Origin of the sequence: Exiguobacterium profundum, assembly GCF_042652865.1 — a bacterium.
GTDB classification, from domain to species: Bacteria; Bacillota; Bacilli; order Exiguobacteriales; family Exiguobacteriaceae; genus Exiguobacterium; species Exiguobacterium profundum.
Genome location: NZ_JBHSHG010000001.1, coordinates 670688 through 693719, shown reverse-complemented (window position 1 = coordinate 693719; position 23032 = coordinate 670688). Strand labels below are relative to the sequence as shown.

Annotated in this window: 21 protein-coding genes and 1 pseudogene; 5 read left to right on the top strand and 17 right to left on the bottom strand. The window is 46.0% G+C overall.

Annotated elements, in window-relative coordinates; all coding sequences use genetic code 11:
* Positions 1–201 precede the first annotated feature (201 nt).
* The gene (locus ACFO4U_RS03555; protein ID WP_215243979.1) at positions 202–1236 is read left to right on the top strand and encodes a PTS sugar transporter subunit IIC; all 1035 of its coding nucleotides are present in this window, start codon (positions 202–204) and stop codon (positions 1234–1236) included.
* 174 nt (positions 1237–1410) lie between these two features.
* Here ACFO4U_RS03555 and ACFO4U_RS03550 read toward each other — a convergent pair whose 3' ends face one another.
* The 3 genes from ACFO4U_RS03550 to ACFO4U_RS03540 all read right to left on the bottom strand — a co-directional run bounded on the left by ACFO4U_RS03550 (position 1411) and on the right by ACFO4U_RS03540 (position 3459).
* Positions 1411–2406, bottom strand: coding sequence for a Gfo/Idh/MocA family protein (locus tag ACFO4U_RS03550; RefSeq protein WP_159562248.1), 996 nt, complete (start codon positions 2404–2406; stop codon positions 1411–1413).
* Positions 2407–2461: 55 nt separating this feature from the next.
* Positions 2462–2950, bottom strand: a complete 489-nt coding sequence (locus ACFO4U_RS03545) for a GNAT family N-acetyltransferase (protein WP_215243980.1) — start codon at positions 2948–2950, stop codon at positions 2462–2464.
* 74 nt (positions 2951–3024) lie between these two features.
* Positions 3025–3459: an OsmC family protein gene (locus ACFO4U_RS03540; RefSeq protein WP_380081266.1), complete on the bottom strand. Its 435-nt coding sequence runs from the start codon at positions 3457–3459 to the stop codon at positions 3025–3027.
* 103 nt (positions 3460–3562) lie between these two features.
* On the opposite strand from ACFO4U_RS03540, the gene cls reads away from it, so the two are divergent.
* Positions 3563–5008, top strand: a complete 1446-nt coding sequence (cls, locus tag ACFO4U_RS03535; protein WP_215244191.1) for a cardiolipin synthase — start codon at positions 3563–3565, stop codon at positions 5006–5008.
* Between the two features lie 41 nt (positions 5009–5049).
* Here the strand turns inward: cls and ACFO4U_RS03530 are convergent, their stop codons facing one another.
* Complete coding sequence (locus ACFO4U_RS03530) at positions 5050–7023, bottom strand: methyl-accepting chemotaxis protein (RefSeq protein ID WP_215243982.1); 1974 nt, start codon at positions 7021–7023, stop codon at positions 5050–5052.
* Between the two features lie 233 nt (positions 7024–7256).
* On the opposite strand from ACFO4U_RS03530, the gene ACFO4U_RS03525 reads away from it, so the two are divergent.
* Complete coding sequence (locus ACFO4U_RS03525; protein WP_215243983.1) at positions 7257–7892, top strand: peroxiredoxin-like family protein; 636 nt, start codon at positions 7257–7259, stop codon at positions 7890–7892.
* Positions 7893–7946: 54 nt separating this feature from the next.
* Here the strand turns inward: ACFO4U_RS03525 and ACFO4U_RS03520 are convergent, their stop codons facing one another.
* From ACFO4U_RS03520 to adhE, 13 genes and pseudogenes are all read right to left on the bottom strand, one after another.
* Complete coding sequence (locus tag ACFO4U_RS03520; RefSeq protein WP_215243984.1) at positions 7947–8477, bottom strand: GNAT family N-acetyltransferase; 531 nt, start codon at positions 8475–8477, stop codon at positions 7947–7949.
* A 61-nt stretch (positions 8478–8538) separates the two neighbouring features.
* The gene (locus ACFO4U_RS03515) at positions 8539–9186 is read right to left on the bottom strand and encodes an alpha/beta family hydrolase (protein ID WP_215243985.1); all 648 of its coding nucleotides are present in this window, start codon (positions 9184–9186) and stop codon (positions 8539–8541) included.
* A gap of 9 nt (positions 9187–9195) precedes the next feature.
* Positions 9196–9950, bottom strand: a pseudogene (gene pyrH / locus ACFO4U_RS03510) (UMP kinase).
* Between the two features lie 67 nt (positions 9951–10017).
* Complete coding sequence (locus ACFO4U_RS03505; protein ID WP_215243986.1) at positions 10018–10677, bottom strand: hypothetical protein; 660 nt, start codon at positions 10675–10677, stop codon at positions 10018–10020.
* Positions 10678–10720: 43 nt separating this feature from the next.
* Positions 10721–11323, bottom strand: coding sequence for a VOC family protein (locus ACFO4U_RS03500; protein ID WP_215243987.1), 603 nt, complete (start codon positions 11321–11323; stop codon positions 10721–10723).
* Positions 11324–11360: 37 nt separating this feature from the next.
* Positions 11361–11813 (bottom strand): VOC family protein, encoded by a 453-nt coding sequence (locus ACFO4U_RS03495; protein ID WP_215243988.1) that lies wholly within the window; start codon positions 11811–11813, stop codon positions 11361–11363.
* Between the two features lie 254 nt (positions 11814–12067).
* Positions 12068–12589, bottom strand: a complete 522-nt coding sequence (locus ACFO4U_RS03490) for a GNAT family N-acetyltransferase (RefSeq protein WP_159562242.1) — start codon at positions 12587–12589, stop codon at positions 12068–12070.
* Between the two features lie 141 nt (positions 12590–12730).
* On the bottom strand, positions 12731–14641 hold the full coding sequence (locus ACFO4U_RS03485; protein WP_215243989.1) for a PTS fructose transporter subunit IIABC: 1911 nt from the start codon (positions 14639–14641) through the stop codon (positions 12731–12733).
* Positions 14638–15567 (bottom strand): 1-phosphofructokinase, encoded by a 930-nt coding sequence (gene pfkB / locus ACFO4U_RS03480; RefSeq protein WP_215243990.1) that lies wholly within the window; start codon positions 15565–15567, stop codon positions 14638–14640. The genes ACFO4U_RS03485 and pfkB overlap by 4 nt, the downstream gene beginning before the upstream one ends.
* On the bottom strand, positions 15564–16307 hold the full coding sequence (locus ACFO4U_RS03475; protein WP_078146840.1) for a DeoR/GlpR family DNA-binding transcription regulator: 744 nt from the start codon (positions 16305–16307) through the stop codon (positions 15564–15566). Before ACFO4U_RS03475 ends, pfkB begins: the two co-directional genes overlap by 4 nt.
* A 135-nt stretch (positions 16308–16442) precedes the next feature.
* On the bottom strand, positions 16443–17357 hold the full coding sequence (locus tag ACFO4U_RS03470; RefSeq protein ID WP_074037089.1) for an alpha/beta hydrolase: 915 nt from the start codon (positions 17355–17357) through the stop codon (positions 16443–16445).
* Positions 17358–17441: 84 nt separating this feature from the next.
* A complete protein-coding gene (locus ACFO4U_RS03465; RefSeq protein WP_215243991.1) occupies positions 17442–18626 on the bottom strand; it encodes a zinc-binding metallopeptidase family protein in 1185 nt (394 codons plus the stop codon).
* A 181-nt stretch (positions 18627–18807) separates the two neighbouring features.
* Positions 18808–21399: a bifunctional acetaldehyde-CoA/alcohol dehydrogenase gene (gene adhE, locus ACFO4U_RS03460; protein ID WP_012726208.1), complete on the bottom strand. Its 2592-nt coding sequence runs from the start codon at positions 21397–21399 to the stop codon at positions 18808–18810.
* A gap of 388 nt (positions 21400–21787) precedes the next feature.
* Here adhE and ACFO4U_RS03455 point away from each other — a divergent pair, with 388 nt between their 5' ends.
* On the top strand, positions 21788–22234 hold the full coding sequence (locus ACFO4U_RS03455; RefSeq protein WP_012726207.1) for a MarR family winged helix-turn-helix transcriptional regulator: 447 nt from the start codon (positions 21788–21790) through the stop codon (positions 22232–22234).
* Between the two features lie 80 nt (positions 22235–22314).
* Positions 22315–23028: a YebC/PmpR family DNA-binding transcriptional regulator gene (locus ACFO4U_RS03450; protein WP_012726206.1), complete on the top strand. Its 714-nt coding sequence runs from the start codon at positions 22315–22317 to the stop codon at positions 23026–23028.
* Positions 23029–23032 lie beyond the last annotated feature (4 nt).

Below are 23032 nucleotides of genomic sequence, written 5' to 3'. Positions count from 1 at the left end.
TCATGCGGCTCGACACGTGCAAACTTGTAGAATTGATGTCATTTTTCAAAGAAAACGCTTTCTTGATTTGGAATTTCTAATTGTAACCGGTATCATTGTTCAATTTTAATTTTTCTTTTGAATATGGCTTTACAGAAGTCTTTCTATGCATGAATATAGAATAAATTATGAATAAATAGAGATAGAAAGAAGGAAGAGTTTATGGTCATTATTCAAGGAATCGCACTTTTACTGCTCATCCTCGCCTTGTTCACATTATTTAGTTATAAGGCGCCTTTTGGAATGAAGGCGATGGGAGCATTGGCCGGTGCTGCAATCGCGAGTTTCCTCGTCGAAGCGTTCAACGCGTATGCAATCGGCGGATTGCTGCCACTTCCTCTTTATGAAGAAGTAGGTCAAGCGGCTGGCGCTTTGTCAGGTCCTGCCGCTGCGGCTCTTGTCGCCATCGCACTTGGAATCAACCCCGTCTATAGTTTGATGATCGGGTTGTCTGTATCGGGATTCGGAATCCTTCCTGGCTTTTTTGCAGGATATCTTTTGGCTTTGGCTGGCACTCGAATCAATCGCTATCTGCCGACCGGCGTCGATATGATTTTTTACGTCATCGTGATGGCACCGCTCGCCCGTCTCGTCGCGACAGGGGTAGACCCACTCGTGACAAACACACTTGAACAGATTGGAGCTGTCATCGAACTGGCAGCAACACAAAATCCGGTCGTCATGGGTCTCGTCTTAGGAGGGATTGTCACGGTCGTATCAACGTCGCCTCTCAGTTCGATGGCCTTGACGGCGATGCTTGGTTTGACAGGTGTACCGATGGCAATTGCCGCGCTTGCGTTGACTGCGTCCATCTCAATGAATTACTTGTTATTCCGTCAATTGAAAATCGGAACAAAGAAAGATCAGCTTTCTGTCGCCATCGAACCGTTGACGCAAGCTGACCTCATTTCCGCTAACCCAATTCCAATTTACAGTGTCAACTTTGTCGGTGGAGCCATCGCCGGGTTGATTGTCGCCATGACCGGTATGATCAACGATGCACCGGGTTCGGCAGCCGGGATTCCGGGACTTCTTGTCATGTATGGTTTCAACGATTGGCAAACAGTCACCTTCACAGCCGTTGTACTGTTCATCCTCGGAATCGGTTTTGGCTTGATCGGAAGTCGTTTGTTCAAAAATTCCCCGATTGTCCGTCATACGGAAAAAGTCGAATCGACAGAAGAAGATGCAGCCTAATCAAAAAATCGATGCACGTTCGAACAAAATGTTCGGCGGCATCGATTTTTCATTTTCACACGTGGGATTATCCTTACAATTCAAAAGCATCAATCGGTTCACAAAGAAATCATCGCACGTTCTTTTCAATTGTGAATTTGATTGTCGAAATTAGCGATTCCATACAAATCCATGTCAATTTACTGAAATGACTCTACCCGCATCACTAGATTGACGAGCAAGTTCAATCAAGTAGGTTGTCAATGTTGCATCTTTTAATGAAACGACGGGTTTCCGTACCTCATAACTATAAGCTAACTGTTGATAATACGCCAAATAGCTACCTTTCTCGATTTGAATGGACGAAACCTCTTCTTTGGATAATACACCAGTCTCTATAAGATCACTTTCTAACTTCCCTTGCTTCAGAGCCTCTTCTTGAGGATCAAGTCCATATTTCAAGAAACTTCCTTGCGTGCCGTGCACTTCAAACCGAGGTGTTTCTCCAGCGATGAACGGGTTCGAACGAAGGTATATTCGCTTTTCACCATAATAGAATGTCAGATGGAACCCATCATCGGATTGTCCGCCATCTCGTTGAATCATCACATCTGCTTGAATACGATCTGGCTTTCCAAACAAGGCGAGAGTCTGATCAATCAGATGACTTCCTAAGTCGAATAAAATACCTGAACCTGGTCCTGCATTTTCACGCCACCGATCACGTACATTCGGACGGAAACGATCAAATCGAGATTCAACCACCTTCCAGTCCCCTAACTCGTTCGAGTCAAGTAACGACTTAACCGTCAAGAAGTCTCCGTCATAACGACGGTTTTGATAAACGTTGACGACGCCTTTCGATTTCGCTTCAAGTTCAATCAACTCATATCCTTCTTTCGTTGTCAGGAATGCTGGTTTTTCAACGAGCACATCTTTTCCTGCCTCAAGACATGCGACAATCATCTCTTTATGTAAATGCGATGGTGTCGTGATGACATATAGAGAAGCATCCGATTGAAGCGCTTCCTCTAATGTCGCATATACCGTGGCACCAGGTAATTCAGCTTGCACTTCTTCCGGGCGCGAAGACACGACGCCACTCACTTCAAATGAGTCAATGGCCTTTAAGAACGGCAAATGGAACGTGTTCGCCGAGAATCCGAATCCTACCAACATGGTTTTAATCATATAAAACCCTCCTTTTCGCTTTTGTTATTATATCAAAAAAAGGGTCTAATGACCCTTATGCACTCATGCTCTCATCTAATCTGTACTCGAACGTATTGTAACCGTTTCGTGAATCGACAAAGACGAAACCGAAACGTGGATAGTAATCATTTAGAAATTCATTGTCAGCGACACAATCAAGACGAATTGGTTCATCTTCATCGGCTTCCTCTAAGACATGCTCCATGAGTTGCTGTCCGACGCCTTGCCCTTTTAGTTTTTCGCTGACGACGATTCGATGGATATATTGTCCTCGCTCACTGTCGTCCCATAAGTTATCATCCCACTCATCTGGAGGTAACAATGCGATTGAAGCTAAAATTTGTTGGTCATCTTCAAAGACATATACACTGCCTTCTACAATGTCAGTGCGCACACGCTTTACGAGGTCCTGTTCCAAATATTCGGTCCATTGGTCGCTTCCTTGTTCATTTAGCGCTACGGCTCGTTGTTCGATTAGGTTCGCGATGTGTTTAGCATCGCGCTTCGTCGCGAGTCGAATCATAACGTCCTCCTTTAGTTATACAGTATTTGAAATACAAATATAACGGAGAACCGCATGCCTTTCAACCATCCTGCTCACTCATGAAAATCAAGCGGAGTGACGTCTCCATCGTTCAATTGATAGCTATACGTCAACGTCGCATTCAAGCTATGCGATACAGAGCAATAACGTTCAACTGACAATTCGATGGCCCGCCGAACTCGTTCTTCCGATAACTCGCCTTTCAGGATATACAAGATGTGAATGGCTGTAAAGCGTTTCGGGTGATCGGTCGCCCGCACCCCATCGATTTTCATTTCGAATGCTTCGATTGGCTGTCGCATCTTATGCAGAATCGATACGATATCGATTCCTGTGCAAGATGCGGTCGCGTGAAGCAACATTTCTGTCGGACGAGGTCCTGTATCGAGCCCACCGACATCATCCGCCGCATCAAGGATCACCGTGTGCCCTGATGGCGTATGTGTTTCAAACGCCATCCCTTTCTTCCATACGACTTCCATGTTCATCATCTTTTCCCCCTATTTCATTTGATAGCATCCTATTCCCTCATTTGATGTATGATTAAGCTATGAATCGATTATAAAGGGGTGTATGTCGTTGGATTGGTCTATGATTTTCAGTTGGGGACTCTATATCGTCCTCGGGTTAAATATGTTATTCGCACTCGCCGTCATCTTCGCCGAAAGACGTGACGTTGGCGCGACTTGGGCCTGGCTGCTCGTCCTGTTTTTCTTACCAGTGCTCGGCTTTATCGTTTATCTCTTCCTAGGTAGACAACTTAAAAAGGATAACTTCTATAATTTAAGTGTGGAAGAACGTTCCTTCCATTCGCTTCAAGTCGAAGCGCAACTTGAACAGATTCACACGCGCCAAACTCAGCTCGCACAGCCGCTGTTTGAAAAGTATGACCAACTGCTTCAAATGAACTTACGATCGTCTAAATCGTTGATCAGTGTACATAACCGTTCCCTCATCTTGCACGACGGCGAACAAAAGTTCAAAGCGCTGATGGATGACATTCGCTCGGCCGAAACGGAAATCAATATTCAATATTACATCATCCAGCGTGATGCTCTCGGTCAGGCACTGTTGAAAGAGTTGATCGAGCGTGCGAAAGCCGGTGTCAAAGTTCGACTCCTCTACGATGCGGTCGGCTCACGTAGTCTTCGGAACTCGGACTTTAAAGAGTTGATTGCGAACGATGGCGAGGTGCGTGTCTTCTTCCCACCGACACTCGGAATCATCAACTTCAAGTTGAACAACCGAAATCACCGAAAGGTCGTCATCATCGATGGGAAAATCGGCTATGTCGGTGGATTCAATGTCGGTACCGAGTATTTAGGTTTAGTCGAAAAATTTGGCTATTGGCGTGACACGCACCTGCGTGTCGAAGGAGATGTCGTTTACAATTTACAACACCGATTCATATTGGACTGGAATTATTCTGGTCACCGTAAACATGATCCTGAAAATGCCTTCTGCTTTGCGCGACATGACATTAAAGAAAATTCTCCGATGCAAATCGTCACGAGTGGACCAAACTCGGATACGGAACATTTGAAGAATATGATGATCAAGATGATCATGTCCGCCAAACGACGGGTCGTCATTCAAACGCCATACTTCATTCCAGACACAAGCTTTATGGACGCTTGCAAAATGGCACTCCATTCTGGCGTTCAGATGGATATCATGATCCCTGGAAAACCGGACCATCCATTCGTCATGTGGGCGTCCCTCTCGTTCCTTGGGGAACTCCTCGACTACGGGGCAAACGTCTATCTGTATGATGAAGGGTTTCTCCACGCGAAGACGCTCGTCGTCGATGATGAGATTGCGACTGTCGGGACGACAAATTTGGACGCCCGAAGCTTCCGTCTCAATTTTGAAGTGAACGCACTCATCTATGATGAGCGGGTCGCCCTCGAACTCGTTTCGTTATTTGAGACCGATACGGCGGTCAGTCGCACTTATACAGTGGAAGATTATGAATCCCGTAAATGGACGGTACGCGCCCGTGAAGGCCTGTCACGCCTTCTTAGTCCGATCCTATAAAAAAACATGAGGCAGAGCGCTCCGCTCTGCCTCATTGTCGTTTACAGTTTGAACCGCGAGACGAGGTCTTGTAACTCCTCGGCCATGGTCGCGAGTGCTTTTGCTGACTGTGATACTTCTTCAATCGATCTCAATTGATCATCGGTCGTCGCCGCCACTTTCTTCGAGACGCTCGAATTCTCATCGGCGATGTCGGCGATTTGTGATGCCGTCGCTGCCACTTCCTGAACGTTCGCCGCAATCTCCTCGACGGTTGCGGTCACGTCTTCAATCCGTGGTGTCATCGCCACTGTCCGCTCCTTGATTTTCTCGAATCGGTCTGCTGTCATCTCAGATGACGCCAACCCGGCTTTCGTATGAGTAGATACTTCCTGCATCAACTGTACAGACTGTTCCGTCTCATGCTTGATTCGATCAATCAACGCCGCAATTTGTTTCGTCGACTGCTGTGACTGTTCTGCGAGTTTACGCACCTCGCTCGCAACGACCGCGAATCCTTTGCCGTTCTCACCCGCACGTGCCGCTTCAATGGCAGCGTTCAAGGCTAACAGGTTCGTCTGTTCAGCGATTCCATTGATGACCGTGACGATTTCTCCAATTTCGTTTGAGCGATGTGCCAATGAGTGAATGACACCCTCGAATGTCACGACAGACGCATCGATTGCCTGCATCTGCTTCACATTCTCCTTCACGGTCGTCGAACCGTCTTCCGCCTCATTCGAGGTTTCGCGTGAAAGTTCAGACACGTCCATTGAACTCTCTGAGATTCGCATGATGCCCGATGTGATCGCTTGGAGCGATGTCGCATTGTCGTCAAGTTGTCGCTTCGAGCCATCGGCACTGACTGCCATTTGATCAACTGCACGGGCAATCTGTTCTGATGAGGCGGTATTGTGTGCCGAGTTGGCCATCAATTCTTGAGACGAGGCGGCAACTTGACTGATTGAATCATCTAGACGGAGTAACACTAGGCGAAGTGAATCGCTCATTTCATTAAAACTCTCTGAGACAAGCCCGATTTCGTCGTTCGATAAGACGGTAATCGGCTCTGTCAAATCTCCTGATTTGATTCGTTCTGCTCCTTCTGTCAATAAACGCAACGGACGCAAGATTGAACGGAGAACGAAGTAGAGAAGAATGGCTGCAATCCCGAACATTCCGATGATGACGAATCCAGTCGTCCAAAGAATGCCGACCGTCTCGTCTTGAATCTCACCGTCATATAACGTACCGGCAATCTTCCATCCGGTGATTGGGTTCGTCACGAATGCTTTCTCCACACCTTCCCCATTCTCCGATACAGACAGAGTCCCTTCTTCCTTGGCAAAGAGCGAATCTGTCCAAGATTCATCAATCTTTTCACCGACAGCCGTCGACGGATGAATGACGACTTGTTCTGCCTGGTCGAAGATGGCAACGTATCCTTCTTTCCCGATTTGAATGGTGGATGCCACTTCAGCGATATCGTTCACATCGACGTCAACGGCGACCACACCACTACCGTCTGAAGTCTTCTTCGAAACCGTGATCATCATTTTTTGAGAGGCGGCATCGACGTACGGATTCGTGATGGCAACATCTTGTCCACTTGCTTCAGCCGCTTCATACCATGGACGAGTGCGTGGGTCATATCCTTCTGGCAATTCCTGCTCAGGATAGATCGTCATCGCACCTTCTGCTGAAGCGAAGTAGATGTTCGTCACTTTTGGATGTGTCTCTAAATACTCAGTAAACTTCTCTGCTAACGCTTGATTCGCTTCTCCCTCTTCATAAATGGAACTATCAATCCGATTCGCAAAAAACGAGATGTCCGTTTGAATCGGTTCGATGAGGTTCGTGACCTCATTGTTCATCCGGTCTACCCCCGAATTGGCGGACTGGATCATTTGAGACTCGATTTTACCTTTCGCCTGCGAATAGGCGACGATTCCAATCAATGTGGCTGGAATAATCAATAATAGAACGGATAAGACAATCAATTTTTGCTTGATACTAATCGTGCGCTTCTGTTTCATAAAACATCTCCTAACCCGAATAAAATGTTCAAGCGAGTTCGATGAGTCGAATCCCCCTTGGGTTATTCATCATATCGGTCAAAAGTCATTAAATCTGAAGAATTGATTGAATTATTCGAAAATTATTTTTCGCAAACTGAAATGGAGTTTCACCGTTGTGTTCGATTGAACAAATCATACTATTCGTATTTAGTTATAATTTGAGTTACCATATCGGAAAAGGGGGTCAAATGATGAATTCATTATTGGAAGAAATCAAATCCTATAAAGATCAGTTCAAACAAAATGCACCTGCCGAGAAGCAACGATTGATGGCTCAGGCGACACAAGAATTGAGAGACTCCGGAATTGCGTCAGGGTTAACAGTCGGGGATCAAGCGCCGATGTTTGAATTGCCTCATGCGGATGGGACAGCAGTCGATTTGAAATCACTGCTTGAAAATGGACCTGTCATCGTCACATTTTACCGTGGTGGATGGTGTCCATATTGTAACCTCGAACTCCGCGCTTACCAGCGCGAATTGGCAATGATTCAAGAAAAAGGAGCGACTCTTGTCGCCATCAGTCCTGAGACGCCGGATTATTCCCTTTCGACGAAAGAGAAGAACGAACTTGATTTTTATGTATTGAGTGATGTTGATAATATTGTCGCACGTCAATTCGACCTCGTCTTTGACATGCCCGATTACTTGATTGACATTTACAAGGCATCTGGACTAAATGTCGATGCACATAACGGGAACGAGGATTGGCAGTTGCCGAAACCGGCCACGTTCATCATCCAATCCGATGGAACGATTTCGTTCAGTGATGTGCCTGCTGACTATACAGAACGTGTCGACCCGAAAACGGTTATTGAAAAATTGTAAATAAAAGGAGATGACGCGCGTCATCTCCTTTTCTATTCACTTCACTTATTTCGTTTATTGTCTTACAAACTCCTCGTGTAACATCGCGTACACCATGCTATCGGTCCATTCATTCTTATTCCAATAGTCTCTCAAGAAATGAGCTTCTTTTCTCATTCCAACCCGTTCACATAATTTCTGAGAAGCTACATTTCTGGCGTCGAGATTGGCTTGTACCCGATGTAGATTGAGCTTTGTGAACAACTCCCCTAGCAATCCGTTAACTGCCTCCGTCGCATATCCTTTTCCTGAGTGTGAATCAGAAAAACAATACCCGATCTCTACCGTATTTTTCATACCCGTGTACCAAACCGTGAGATCCCCAATTACTTCATCTTGATGTACGACTGCTAAATTCAACGTACTAGTCTCGGTAAGAGTAGAATTCGTTAGTTTTTTAGCAAATACTTCATTCCTGTTTTCAGACGTCCATGGCTCATGCAAAAGATATCTGCATATTTCTGGTTTTCTATACATTTTGAATGTAGCTTCCAAATCTTTCTCCATAAATGGTCTGATTTCTAAACGCTCAGTGGTAAATTTCACGTCGACTCCTCCCATACAGATAATAGTAATCACAATATGAAACTCTCCACCGGTTCACGACCTATGTGGAAGTGATAAATCGCTCAACTCGCTTGAGAAGTGTTTCAAGTAGCCGAAGTGACTGGTATGTGTTACTTGTGTACTCGAGACTATGATTCATCTGCTCAACAATCTCGAGTTCAGTCAATGCTAGTTGTTCGAAATGCTGGATTCGTTCTAGTACATAATGTTGGTCCGCCGTGCCCATGAGAATGAGCTGTTTTCCTTTATGAGACTGAATCGCTTCGTATATGTCGTCTTGTTTCAACAAAGGTGTCAACCAAACGAGTTTGGCATCATGAAACACGTTTCGTGTAAGTTCGCTTGCCATCGCAACCGTACCGAGCGATTTTCCGACGATGATGTATTGTTGAACGGAGTCAGTATGTAGGATTTGATCGATGACGAGTCGAACATCATCAACAATCGCCTTATTTACATCGACTGAATCGTAACGTTCATCCCGATAGTTATAGTTGACTTCGAGAACGCTCAACCCATTCTCTATGCACAATCCAGTCGTATAGCGAAACATTGGAGAATCATTTGTATATCCGTATCCGGGCAATAAAATCACGAGTGTGTCGGATGACGAATCAGGCTGCAGGTACGAATACGGGACGGGTATTCCGTTTTTCCCAATGACGTGACCATCTGTTACTTCATACATGCTGTCTCCTCAATTCTGCAAGAGCTGCGTTTCATGGTGATGAATCATCGTTCCAATGCTCTCTCCTTGGAGAATCCGATGAATGGCGTTCCGCTCCTTGAAGTCGAACAAGTGAATCGGCAAACCGTGATCTCTCGCGAGAAGCAATGCCGATTGATCCATCACTTTCAAATCATTCGAAATGACATCGTTATAGTGAAGGGTTTCAAATTGACGAGCGACCGAATTCAAACGAGGATCGCGGTCATATACGCCGGAGACACCGTTCTTTGCCACGAACAAGGCATCACATCCCACTTCGATGGCACGTTGAACAGCCGGATAGTCTGAAGAAACGAACGGTTGACCGTTACCGCCTGCAAAAATGACGATATATCCTTTTTCAAATGATTGATGGCTCGAAGTTGAATGTACGGCTCGGCTACGCTCGGCATTGGAATCGATGTCATGACACGCACTTCTCGAGTCGTATCTCGTTTCAAGATTCCACGTAGCATCAATGAATTCATGACCGTCCCGAGCGTCCCGATACTGTCAGCCTCCACTCGATTGATCCCCCACGCTTCTGCTTGATTTCCGCGAAAAAGATTTCCCCCGCCGACCATGACACATACTTCAACCCCGCTTTTTGCGAGTGACAATATTTCTTCAGCTATTAGGCTGAGACTCGTTTCGTCAAAATTATCCGTTCCATCACCGGCTAGAGCGGCTCCACTTAACTTGATACAAATTTTTCGATGCTTCAATGTCTCCCAACCCTTCATTTGGAATTTTTTGTTCAATTCAGTATAGAAGAGATTGTTTGATTGAACAACAGTATTCCATTTTGATTCAATGGGACATTTTTTCGTATTCTTTGTAAGTCTCCTCAAACATATAAAGTCCACCGATCTCTTCATCGATAAACGTATACAAAGACATTTCAAAGTCTAAAGGTTGTCTTTCGGTGAAACACTCTTTTACTCTAAGTAACCCTTCTCTTATATACAGCTTTCCCTTTTCGGTATTCTCGTTTGAGATATAGTACCGTCCAAGATCAAGGTGGTAATGAGGGAATTCTGGGTACTCTGCAATCGCCTTTAACAGATACGCTTCATACTGATCTGGACGTTCATAACCATGTAGATTGGCCATCGAATAGTAGAGGATCCCTTTTGATTTAGCATCCATTTCACTCAGTATCGACTCGATCTCTTCAATCTGTGTTTCGTTATATACTGGATAGACGAAAGTTGAGTCAAGATATACGGCGAGAGCGAAGAAAATCGAATACTCCGGAAACATATCAAATGCTTCGAATAAGTGTTTGGAGGCACTCTCATAGTCTTCTTCCGGCGTATTCATTTCAGCACTAATGAGAGTCGTCCAGGCGATGAATTCGTCTGGGTACTTTTGGACTAATTCTCTAGCGGCACGGATTGCAAGGAACAACTTCTTTGGCGATTGTGCCATAGTTTGTATTTTTTGAATTTCTTGATCAATATCTATCACTTTTTCTGCCCCTTAAAAGAATTATTATCTATTAATCATTTAATCATTTTGAAAGGATGATTTGAATACCGTTCGGATCAGTTGAACTAATCGCACAATCACCCATCAGGTTTACATGCGTTAACTGTGTACGATTCGATTCAGTTACAACGATTTGCGAGACAGGACAATTAAATAATTGTTTCAATACCTCTTCAAGACCTTCCGTTTTTGTTTCAATATTCAATCGATGAATACGATTCTCGTAAAGTGATTGTACAGCATCGAAATGGTCCTGAAGTTCGATTCGAAATCCGTATGGTGTATGGATGAACGTTCTTCGTTCATTTGACTGAACCGTCAATCCTATTTCCTCTGCTCGTTCTAACACATCCACTTTTTCCTCTTCAGATACTAAAAAACCAATATGATCAAACATCACTTTCTTTCCGTAACCGAATGTGATATTCGTCGCTCCCTGCTTCATTTCTATGATTCTAAACTGAATAGATTGGTCCCTAAAGTCGTCCCAATCGAGAGGTGGGGCAAAAGATTCGAATTCTCCATCTTTCTTTCCGATTCGTTGGGACACTTGAAATCCTAGACTCGCATAAAATTTCTCCGTTTCTTCGACATGTGGTGTCCATAGATGATAATGGAATAGCATATTCTCTCTCCTTTATTGAATCAATTATGTACATTCTTTATTTTTTTAACCACTCTTCGTACGGAATCACATTAGCAGTTTCATCTGCGTTTGTTCCTATCAACGTGATGAGTTCAAGCGAATTTCCGTCCGGGTCTTCAAAGTAGATGGCCGCATGCTCGTACGGGGCATTCGGAAGGACGAGTGGTTGCTGTTCAGGTGTCATCTTGAACGCAGTACGAATTTCAATTCCCTGATCCTCAAGCCATGCTTTAATCGCATCCAAATCCTGCTCCTCGATTCGAAAAGCGATGTGTCGGATTGATGGATGATACGGTAAATCGACTCGATCAGATTTCCATAACCCAATCCAGCTCTCCCCTTTCCTAATCCACAGGAAAGCCAATTTCTCATTTTGGAATGCCAACTCTAATCCTAATTTCTCATAAAATCGAATTGATTCAGTTAAATCACTCACCGGCAAGTGCGCCTCGTATATTCCTTTAATCATTCACCGTATCCTCGTTTCTACATTTATTTTCATCCATATTTGTCCTTACTAGACATAGATTTATTGACAATTTTCCATTGTAAAATTATTATAGATAATTCCATTATAGAACTAGAGAGGATGGAACGGTGAAAATATCCCGTGGGAAATTACGTTGTTGGCTGCAAAGCTGAATCAATCTTGAATAAAAAATCGGTTATAGCCCATAAATTAGGAACAAAAAAAGACCGTAGATCATTCTACAGTCTCAAAGCTTAGGCTCCCATGATGGAGTCATGACGGGTCGTTTCCCATCCATACGCCACTTCTCGAAGCATCAATTCACCAAACTCTCGATCTTTCTGGTCGATGACCTGCCCTTGTTTTCGCTCATAAAATGTACGGAACGGATTCATCTCAAGTGCCCAGATCAAGAGCCCTGCCTCACACATCGATTGCACGGCATGTTCAAGGAGAGCGGACCCGATTCCGTTCCCTTGATGGTTCTCTAAAATATAAATGGCATATACTTCATTCGTGTGGTCTGGGTACTCTCCTGTCCGTTCTTCTCCGTATAGGATGAAGCCCACAATCTCGTCCTCGACAATCGCCACAAAGCCGGCTACTTCTTGCCGACGAAGGGCGGTCCGCAAACGTTCTGCCCATTCGATGGAACCGGACGAAACTTTCAATAAATACTCAGTCGGCACGATTCCCCGATAGGTCGTACGCCATCCGTTCACACGCACTCTCGCAATCCCATACACATCATCTGGTTTGGCGACCCGAATGTCCAATGTGACCCCCTCCTCACCCGAAGCTTTACAAATAGTTTACCACAAATCCCCAACTTACAATCCGAGATTATGTGAAAATTGAACGGACATCCACAACAAAAAAGACGTCACCTTTAGATAAAGGAAACGTCTTTTCTCACGTTATGCAACTTCTTTAGATTGGACTGGTGTAGATGTTGTTAACGGTTTTTTCAAGAACGAGAGGAGCAATGCTCCGACCACAGCACCTGCCAAGATGGCGAGTGCATAGAGGCCCATACTTACCGCGACGTTTCCAGCTCCTTCAAGAAGTGGGAAGACGAAGATTCCTCCGTGTGGCGCAGGTAATTGAATCGTGAAGAATGCGGATAAACCGCCTGCGATGGCAGAACCGAGAATCGCTGATGGAAGAACGCGAATCGGGTCCGCAGCTGCGAATGGGATTGCCGCTTCCGTGATGAACGAAGCTCCCATAATATATGCTGTTTTTCCTGCTTCGCGCTCTTGTTTCGAGAACTTTTGACGAGCGAAGACAGTTGATGCGAGTGCGACGAGGAGTGGTGGTACCATCCCTCCAGCCATGACGGCTGCCATGACTTCTTGGTTACCCGCTGTGAGTGCTGCCGTTCCGAAGACGTATGCTGTCTTGTTGATCGGACCACCCATATCGACTGCCATCATCCCACCGACGATGACTCCTAAAAGGATAGCGTTTGCGCCGCTCATACTGTTCAACGTATCCATCAACCATGTCATAAATGCAGCAATCGGTTCATTGACGACGAGCAACATGACCATACCTGAGATAAATGATCCAAGTAAAGGATATAAGAGGACCGGTTTGATTCCTTCAAGTGAAGCTGGCAACTTCGCAAGTGTCTTTTTCAAGAAGAGGACGACATAACCTGCCAAGAAACCAGCGATGAGACCACCGAGGAATCCGGCGTTCCCTTGACTTGCAAGTACCCCTGCCACGAGACCTGGTGCGAGACCTGGGCGATCGGCAATCGACATCGCGATGAAACCGGCGAGAATCGGAACGAGGAAGCCGAATGCAGCTCCACCGATCGTCATCAACTGTGCTGCAAATTCATTGTAAGAAGGGTCATCCGGGTTAGCAGAGTTGATGCCCCAGAAGAAGCTGATGGCAATCAAGAGACCACCTGCGACAACGAGTGGAAGCATCGCAGATACCCCGCTCATCAAGTGTTTGTACACGCCTGTACGTTGCTCTTTCGAAGCGCCACCTGATGTTTTCGAAGCCTCATATACCGGCGCATCTTGTTTCACCGCACGATTGATGAGTTCTTCAGGTTTCCGAATCCCTTGTGCGACCGGAACTTCGATGACTCGTTTACCAGCGAAACGATCCATTTCAACAGCCTTGTCCGCTGCGACGATGATCGCTGTTGCCCGGTCGATATCCGCACGTGTCAATTCATTTTTTACGCCAGTCGATCCGTTCGTTTCGACTTTAATATCGACGCCCATCGCTTCCGCTTTTTGTTTCAAGCTGTCTGCCGCCATATACGTATGGGCGATGCCTGTCGGGCAAGCCGTGACCGCCAAAATGAACGGTGTATCTTCATTCGTCGGTTTGACGACTTCTGGCTTCGCTTCTGCCAATTCTTTTTCTTCGATGGCACGGATGACATCGCTTTCAGAAGTTGCTGCATAGAGACGTTCTTGGAATGCAGGGTCCATCAAGTAAACTGAAAGTTTAGAAAGTGTTTCAAGGTGTTCATTATTCGCATTTTCTCCTGCCGCAATCATGAAGAAGAGGCGACTCGGTTGTCCATCTAACGCTTCGTAGTCGACACCTTCCGAGCGACCGAACGCGATTGCTGGCGTTTGGACCGCACTCGTCTTCGCGTGAGGGATGGCAATCCCTTCTCCAAGGCCAGTCGTGCTCTCGCTTTCACGTTGTAGAATCGCATCGCGATAACCGTTGCGGTCCGATAGCTTACCAGCGCGATCGAGGACATCGACAAGTTCTTCGATGACCTCACGCTTAGAATTCGCGCTTAGATTCAATTGAATCGTGTCGCGTTGGAGCAAGTCCGTGATTTTCATGTTGTTTCCTCCATTCGTTTCAGTGGTGTGAGTTGTACTTGATCGATCAAGCGATCAATCTCTTGCTTTGAACATAAGCCGAACGTATAAGCAGATGCGCTTCCTGTCGTGACCGCGTATCGAAATGCTTCTTGTTCACCTTTTTCTTTCACATTCGCAACAAATCCGGCGACGAGTGAGTCTCCTGCACCAACCGAGTTCACGAGTTTCCCGACCGGTGTGTTCGCTATGACGGCTCCGTCCTTGTTAACGAGTAGCGCCCCGTCTCCCGCAAAGGAGATGATAACGTTTTTCGCCCCGCGTTTGACGAGCTGTTCGGCATAAGGTAGAGCTTCTTCAAACGTTTCAATCTCGGTATCAAACAATTCACCTAATTCATGGTGATTCGGTTTGATCATGAGTGGTTCAAGCGTGAGCACTTCGAGCATGGCGTCTTTCGTTGTATCGACGACAAATTCGGCACCTTTTTCGCGAATCGATTCGGCAATGGTCCGATATAGCGAGTCTGGTAGGTTGCTCGGGATACTACCCGCGAGGACGACGATATCACCTTCTTGAACTTGGTCGAACTTGGCCTTCAACTGTTCGAGCTCACCATCCGTGATATTCGGTCCGCTCGCATTCAATTCTGTTTCCTCTTTCGCTCGAATCTTGACGTTGATCCGGGTGTTCCCGTTCACCTCTACGAAATCGGTGTGTACACCGTGATCGACGAGTGACTTTTTAATGAAGTCACCGGTCGTCCCACCGATGAAACCAAGTGCCTTCGTTTCTTGTGCATATTCCCGAAGAACGATGGAGACGTTGATTCCTTTACCGCCTGCGCGCTCCGTCGTCTCTTCGATTCGGTTCACTTCTCCTAGATGTACTTCAGGTAATGTTACGTAGTAATCAATAGAAGGGTTGAGTGTTAACGTGTAAATCATTTCGCATTCACCACCTTTGTGATTGTTTGGATGGAACTCATTGACTCACTGCTTGATGTGATCAACTGTGCGGCATCTAACGTCGCGACTCGGCTGAACGTTCGTTTCCCGATCTTCGATGCGTCCGCGAGTACGAACGAGGTTTGTGCCAATTCGATTGCCGTTTTTTTGACAAGCGCTTCTTCTGGGTCCGGGGTCGTGTAACCCGCTTCAAGGTCGATTCCATTCATTCCGAGAAAGGCGAGGTCGACACGATAATTCATCATGCTCTCGCGTGCGTTATACCCAACCAATGCCTGGGTGGAACGCTTTAATTCTCCGCCAATCACAAACGTCTTAATATCAAGATCAAATAATTCATTCGCAATCGGTAGACTGTTTGTGACGACGACAATCTTTTTCCCTTCTAAAAACGGAACCATCGCCTGAGTGGTTGTACCGGCATCTAAATAAATCGACATCCCGTCTTCGATGAACGTTGCTGCCTTCCGTGCAATCGCAACTTTTTCATCTACGAACCGGTCTCGCTTTTCTTCAAATGTCGGTTCCTCATCTGGAGTCGCAATGAGCGTTGCGCCTCCGTGAACCCTTGCCAGATACCCTTCCGCTTCGAGGTCCGTCAAATCTCGACGAATCGTCGACTCGGATGAATCCGTCAAATCAACCAATTCTTTTAATTTGACGACCTTCTGTTCAGATAAGCGTTGCAAAATCAACTGATGTCGTTGTTTCGTTAACATCTTGTTCCCTCCATACGTCTAATATAAAGCGTTTTCATTATAAAAACAACTAAAATCATTCAAAAACATTCAGTTTCATTCAATTTGTCACAATTATAACATAAAAAACGGTCAATATATGACCGTTTTTCGAGTTTATGACTGTTTTTTTAACCATTCATCCAATTCTTGAACGAGTTTTGGATGAATCGGCGCATCGATTGCTTCTCGATACTCTTTGTGCAGCATGAGAAGCGAATGGGGTGACTCCCGTGTCACGAGCAGATGATTCATATCATCAATGATCGATGAGGTGACCTCCCCTTTTGTTTGAATCATATGGACGTGCTCTGGTGGGACTTGCACATCACGCCCCCCGGTAATCGCAAGAACCGGGACGGTCACATGCTCCAATCGCTCTCGGACGTCATAGGATGCATGTTCTCGAATCCATTTCGCATTTACGACTTGACCTCGATATTTGAAAGACGAGACGTTCGTCCGTAAAGAACGCTCTAACAAATCGTCCTGTCGCTGCCTAACTTTTTTGGCAACGCCCGTCAACCGGTAGAAGAGACCTTTTATCCCTTTCACATGTTCGATGTCTTTAGCGAGTGCATCTGCTTGGTATAAGAACATCTGCTTGGACGATTCATGGAAACCGGAAAGTAAGATGAGCCCATCAGCCTTCGTCTCAAGTTGAACGGCAGGAGCAAGAACGGCCCCTTCACTATGACCAAGTAGATATAAGCGATTCACATCGGCCAGTTGTCGAATGGTGCGCACGACAAGAATCGCATCGTTAATCAAATCATGTAAACCGACTTTATTGAAGTCCCCATCGGACTTGCCAATCCCTTGTTTGTCATATCGGAACACGTTGTATCCGCGGTCGTACAACGCTTCTGCCAACTTGGCATACGTATTAAAACCGACACCACCCATATTGCCGTCACGGTCACTCGGCCCACTTCCGCTCAACATGACGATTGTCGCCCGGGGCTCCTCATGGGAAAGAAATGTTCCTGCAATCGTTCCGTATGCTGTCGTAATCGTCATCTCTTGTTTCATCGTATCGCCTCCATTACTATCATACCCGAAACTGTCATCCAAAAAAATACGTCGCCGTCAAATGAGACGGCGACATCTATGTGGTCAGTGAGTTAGCCAATCGTGTAACCAATCAACCGCATCCGTCAACCCACTTTCCGACAGGCGTTCAAACGTATCCTTCTCGGTGAACACATGCCAACTTCCTTCTAATGAGTCACTCAACATCAGATAAGGAATTCCTGCTTCATCGTAAGCGTCACCCGGTGAACTTGCCAACGAGCGCACTTCTAAATCAGAGAATGGCGCCTGTTCTAGTAATGGGTAGGATTTCATTCCTTTGGTCCGAACGTATAACGGACCGTCACCAGTCCCAAGAATATCGAGCATGACGACCGTTTCCACTTTTGCTTTTTGTCCCGTTAGCCTTTCAAGGAAATCGTCACTCGCTTCTCTGGAGTCACCGTTTCCATTCAAAAAGACATATCGAATCGTATAGTACGGTGTCTCGTTGTCCATCATCTGTATGAGGTGATATAAGACCGAAGACGGACCGACGGAAGACAAATAATGGGCCCCGTGCCAGGAAGAATCGAGTCGTGACATGAGAACAATCTCTTGATCCGTCTTGCCTTTTTGGACAAATTCGACATACGGAATTTCTTCGTTATAGGGCTTGACTTGAATCGTTTCCCCGTCCTTCAGTTGTTCAGCCGTATCCAAGTCTACCCCTGTACCATTTAATGGCATATAAGATGACGTGAAAACGAAACCCGTCTCATATGGGTCGTCTTCAAAAGGGGTGATCAGGTATCCTGCAGCTCCCTTAGATGCGAGCTCTGACAAGTACGCGTTCGCTTCCTGGTCATTCAAAACCTCACCTGCGTAATCGACGGTATACGCATCTTCGATGTTGTCATGTGAAAATTTTGTCGTCGGTAAGACAATCACTTTCTCTTTCACGTCCGGAATATCTTGTCCCCACGTCATATGTAAAATCGTACCTTTGAACGGTTGATCAAACGTCATCGATGAAAACCCCTCATACGTTTTATCCCCCATTTCAATCTCAGTCCAGCCGGTTATCCGTTCTGTGTAAAGGAGGTTTCGGTCCATGTCGATGGGTAATTCGGTTCCGAATGATTCAAAAAAGTCGGCACTCTCCCAACTATCCGCATTTCGATCGACTGATGAAATATATTCAGCGGTCTCGAGCGGCGTCGGATGGATTGGATTGAAGAAAAGAAAAACTGTCGCGATTGAACGCAACAAACTAATCAATATGAACATTACACGATCCCCATTCATCAATAAATTACTATACATACCATTTTTTATTATATACAGCTATTTATCGTCTGACTATTCAATTTTTTATCAATTTAAATATAATTTTAGAATCCGAATATCATATTCCGATCACAAGAAAAGCCCGTTCGAGTTGAACGGGCCCACTTGTAAATGTTGATCCTTATACGCCTTCGTATGCTGCGTACATGATTTCTTTTAATTCTTCAACGAGCGGCATTTTCGGGTTCGCCGTCGTACATTGGTCTTCGAATGCGTCGACCGCCATCTTGTCGATCTTCGCATCAAGTTCTGCTTTCTTGATACCTTGCGCCTTGAACGAAAGTTTGATGTTCAAGCGTTGACCGAGCTCGATGATCGCTTGGACGAGTGACTCGACACCTTCAGCTGTCGTGCTTGCTGGAAGTCCGAGGTAACGCGCGATTTCTGCGTAACGTTCGTCAGCGATGAATGACTCATATTTCGGGAACGCCGCAAGTTTCGATGGGCGTGTCGCGTTGTAACGGATGACGTGTGGCATGAGAATCGCGTTCGTACGACCGTGTGGGACGTGGAACTCTCCACCGATTTTGTGAGCAATCGAGTGGTTGATACCGAGGAATGCGTTCGCAAACGCCATACCCGCCATCGTTGAAGCGTTGTGTACTTTCTGACGAGCTTCCGCATCGCTACCGTTTTCATAGGCTTTTGGTAGGTAGTCGAAGATCATCTTGATGGCGCGGAGGCAAAGTCCGTCTGTGTAATCATTCGCCATGACGGAAACATATGCTTCGATTGCGTGTGTCATGACGTCCATTCCTGTATCAGCCGTGATTGAAGCTGGGACGGTCATGACGAACTCAGGGTCGACGATGGCGACGTCTGGTGTGATCGCATAGTCAGCAATCGGATATTTCACGTTACGTTTTTTATCTGTGATGACAGTGAACGGTGTCACTTCAGAACCTGTACCAGACGTTGTCGGGATGGCGATAAACATTGACTTGTTACCGAGTGTCGGGAACTTATACGTCCGTTTGCGAATATCCATAAATTTCTGGCGTAGATTCGAGAACTTCTCTTCTGGACGTTCGTAGAAGAGCCACATGCCTTTCGCAGCATCCATCGGCGAACCACCACCAAGTGCGATGATCATGTCTGGTTGGAAGTGACGCATCGCTTCGGCACCGTTCATGACCGTTTCAACAGATGGATCCGGTTCGACTTGGTCGAAGATGCGGTACTCGACACCAGCCGGCAAGTTTTTGATGACTTTGTCAGCGAATCCGAGTTTGACCATCATTTCATCTGTGACGATCATCGCCCGTTTTTTCGTTGTGAGCGATTGAAGATATTGTACTGAGTTTTTCTCGAAATAGATTTTTTCAGGTACTTTGAACCATTGCATATTCACGCGACGTCTCGCCACCTTTTTCACGTTGAGTAGATGTTTCGCCGTCACGTTTTCTGAGACGGAGTTTTTACCGTAAGACCCACAACCGAGCGTGAGGGATGGTGTCATTTCGTTATAAAGGTCACCGATTCCACCATGTGCTGAAGGTGAGTTAACGATGATGCGGCAAGCTTTCATACGGAGACCGAACTCAAGGATGGCATCGTCATCTGTTGAGTGGATGACCGCCGTGTGACCGAGACCACCAATCTCGAGCATTTTTTCAGCGATTGCGAATCCTTCTTCACGTGATTGAACTTTATACGCACCGAGAACCGGGCTTAATTTTTCGTGAGAGAGAAGTTCCGTTGCGCCAACTGTTTCAAGCTCTGCAATCAAGATCTTCGTATCCGCTGGTACTTTGAGACCTGCCTGTTCAGCGATCCATGCTGCCGGCTTCCCGACGATTTCAGGGTTGACCGCACATGTATCCGTGCGAATGACTAGCGTTTCAAGTTTTGCTTTTTCTTCTGGTGAGCAGAAGTAGCAACCGAGTGCCGTCATCTCTGCTTTCACTTCTTCATATACTTCTTGATCGACGATGATCGCTTGTTCAGACGCACAGATCATTCCGTTGTCGAACGTTTTTGAAAGGATGACGTCTGAGATGGCACGTTTCACTTTTGCAGTCTTATCGATGTAGGCCGGTACGTTACCAGGTCCGACACCGAGTGCTGGTTTACCAGTCGAGTAAGCCGATTTGACCATCGCTGCCCCACCTGTCGCAAGGACCATCGCTACACCAGGGTGGTTCATGAGCGCTTTCGTCGCATCGAGTGATGGAACTTCAACCCATTGAATCAAGTTTTCAGGAGCACCTGCCGCCACTGCTGCGTCACGGAGGACACGAGCCGCTTCGCTTGAACATTGTTGCGCTGATGGATGGAACGCGAAGATAATCGGGTTACGTGTCTTGATGGCGATGATTGCTTTGAACATCGTTGTCGATGTTGGGTTTGTGACCGGTGTGACACCAGCGACGACACCAACTGGCTCCGCGATGTATGTGATTCCGTTTTGAACGTCATCTTCAAGGACGCCGACCGTTTTCTCACCACGGAGTGAGTTATAGATATATTCTGTCGCAAAGATGTTTTTGATCATCTTGTCTTCAAAGACACCGCGACCTGTTTCTGTATGTGCTAATTTCGCGAGTGCGACGTGTTGCTCGAGTCCTGCAAGCGCCATCGCCTGTACGATATGGTCGATTTTCTCTTGGTCGAACGTCATCAACGTATCGAGTGCCTTATGCGCACTTGCTACGAGCGTGTCCACCATTTGTTCTGCCGTTGTTTCCACTTTTGCTTTCTCTTTGACTGCCATGTTAGGTTCCTCCTCATAAGTGAGAGCTTTTTATGAACATATTGACTTGATGGAAGCACATTGTGATGACTGTTTTCAAGAGATTGTGCTTTCCTTCACATTCATAGAATACAATGTTTTTCAGTTTTTGTGGGTGACAACAATGTGAACTCTTTCACAATATTTTTTTATCTATTGTTGATAGCTCTTGATTTTTGTATGCGTCCTCAGTAAAATCGAATGCGTTTTCATGAAAATATATCAAACCTTTAATGTAAACGCTTACATATTTTGTGTCGATTCAATCTCTACTATGATGTATCAATCATCACATCAACCCGTTTTTAGGTTCAACTGCACCTAACTCGTGTATAATGAAAATAGAACCTAACTAGGAAGTGAATCTATTATGCCGAAACAAGATGCAGCGGACCAGTTTGTCAAACTGATTCCTTTAATTCGTCGTAAATTGTTACGTCGATCTGATTTTCCTCAAATTCCAAACCTGAACTTCTCTCATTTCCATCTATTGATGTTGATTGAGGACGAGGGGGCTGTCACGAATGGACGAATCAGCGAGACACTCTCCATCGCGCCACCGAACGTTACCCCGCTCATCACGAAATTATTGAACGAGGGGTATATCACGCGGGTGCCAGACGAGCGGGATCGCCGCGTGATTTGGAATCAACTGACCGAGAAAGGTGAACGGATCTTACTTGAGCGCAGAGACTCATTCCGTAGACTATTCGAGGAACGTCTCGCCTTTTTGAATGAGGACGAAACTGACCGACTCATTGAGAGTTTGAAGACACTTACAGAGATTGTCGAGAAGATGGACAAAGGTGACGAGTAAAACTTTTCTCGTCAATTCCCACAACTTCTTATATAATCTGTAATGAATCTACGTACAAATGGAAAGAGAGATGACATGTAATGGGTCGTAAATGGAACAACATTAAAGAGAAGAAGGCGTCAAAAGATGCGAACACGAGTCGCGTCTATGCGAAGTTCGGTCGCGAGATTTATGTGGCCGCCCGTCAAGGGGAACCTGATCCTGAGTTGAACCAGTCATTAAAATTCGTTGTGGAGCGTGCGAAGACGTATAACGTGCCCCGGGCGATCATCGATCGTGCCATCGACAAAGCCAAAGGTGGCGATGAGGAAAATTTCGATGAGCTTCGATATGAAGGGTTTGGTCCGAATGGTTCGATGGTCATCGTCGATACATTGACGAATAACGTCAACCGTACGGCTTCAGAAGTTCGTGCCGCGTTCGGTAAAAACGGAGGCAACATGGGAGTCAGTGGCTCGGTCGCATATATGTTCGATGCAACTGCCGTCATCGGTGTCAATGAAATGTCGGCAGATGACGTCCTCGAACTCATGATGGAACATGACCTTGATGTGCGTGATGTTATCGAGGAAGACGAGACGGTCATCGTCTATGCCGAGCCAGAAGCGTTCCACGCCGTTCAAACTGCATTCAAGGCTGCCGGTGTAGAAGAGTTTGCCGTTGCGGAATTGACGATGCTCCCGCAGAACGAAGTGTCACTCGATGACGCTTCGCAAGAACAGTTTGAAAAACTAATCGATGTGCTCGAAGACTTGGAAGATGTGCGCCAAGTGTATCATAACGTCGAGATGTAACACG

Coding starts and splice junctions, on each gene's coding strand:
- ACFO4U_RS03555 (WP_215243979.1), top strand. CDS start 202: ATGGTCATTATTCAAGGAATCGCACTTTTACTGCTCATCCTCGCCTTG.
- ACFO4U_RS03550 (WP_159562248.1), bottom strand. CDS start 2,406: ATGATTAAAACCATGTTGGTAGGATTCGGATTCTCGGCGAACACGTTC.
- ACFO4U_RS03545 (WP_215243980.1), bottom strand. CDS start 2,950: ATGATTCGACTCGCGACGAAGCGCGATGCTAAACACATCGCGAACCTA.
- ACFO4U_RS03540 (WP_380081266.1), bottom strand. CDS start 3,459: ATGAACATGGAAGTCGTATGGAAGAAAGGGATGGCGTTTGAAACACAT.
- cls (WP_215244191.1), top strand. CDS start 3,563: ATGATTTTCAGTTGGGGACTCTATATCGTCCTCGGGTTAAATATGTTA.
- ACFO4U_RS03530 (WP_215243982.1), bottom strand. CDS start 7,023: ATGAAACAGAAGCGCACGATTAGTATCAAGCAAAAATTGATTGTCTTA.
- ACFO4U_RS03525 (WP_215243983.1), top strand. CDS start 7,257: ATGAATTCATTATTGGAAGAAATCAAATCCTATAAAGATCAGTTCAAA.
- ACFO4U_RS03515 (WP_215243985.1), bottom strand. CDS start 9,186: ATGTATGAAGTAACAGATGGTCACGTCATTGGGAAAAACGGAATACCC.
- ACFO4U_RS03500 (WP_215243987.1), bottom strand. CDS start 11,323: ATGCTATTCCATTATCATCTATGGACACCACATGTCGAAGAAACGGAG.
- ACFO4U_RS03495 (WP_215243988.1), bottom strand. CDS start 11,813: ATGATTAAAGGAATATACGAGGCGCACTTGCCGGTGAGTGATTTAACT.
- ACFO4U_RS03485 (WP_215243989.1), bottom strand. CDS start 14,641: ATGAAAATCACGGACTTGCTCCAACGCGACACGATTCAATTGAATCTA.
- pfkB (WP_215243990.1), bottom strand. CDS start 15,567: ATGATTTACACGTTAACACTCAACCCTTCTATTGATTACTACGTAACA.
- ACFO4U_RS03475 (WP_078146840.1), bottom strand. CDS start 16,307: ATGTTAACGAAACAACGACATCAGTTGATTTTGCAACGCTTATCTGAA.
- ACFO4U_RS03470 (WP_074037089.1), bottom strand. CDS start 17,357: ATGAAACAAGAGATGACGATTACGACAGCATACGGAACGATTGCAGGA.
- ACFO4U_RS03465 (WP_215243991.1), bottom strand. CDS start 18,626: ATGTTCATATTGATTAGTTTGTTGCGTTCAATCGCGACAGTTTTTCTT.
- adhE (WP_012726208.1), bottom strand. CDS start 21,399: ATGGCAGTCAAAGAGAAAGCAAAAGTGGAAACAACGGCAGAACAAATG.
- ACFO4U_RS03455 (WP_012726207.1), top strand. CDS start 21,788: ATGCCGAAACAAGATGCAGCGGACCAGTTTGTCAAACTGATTCCTTTA.
- ACFO4U_RS03450 (WP_012726206.1), top strand. CDS start 22,315: ATGGGTCGTAAATGGAACAACATTAAAGAGAAGAAGGCGTCAAAAGAT.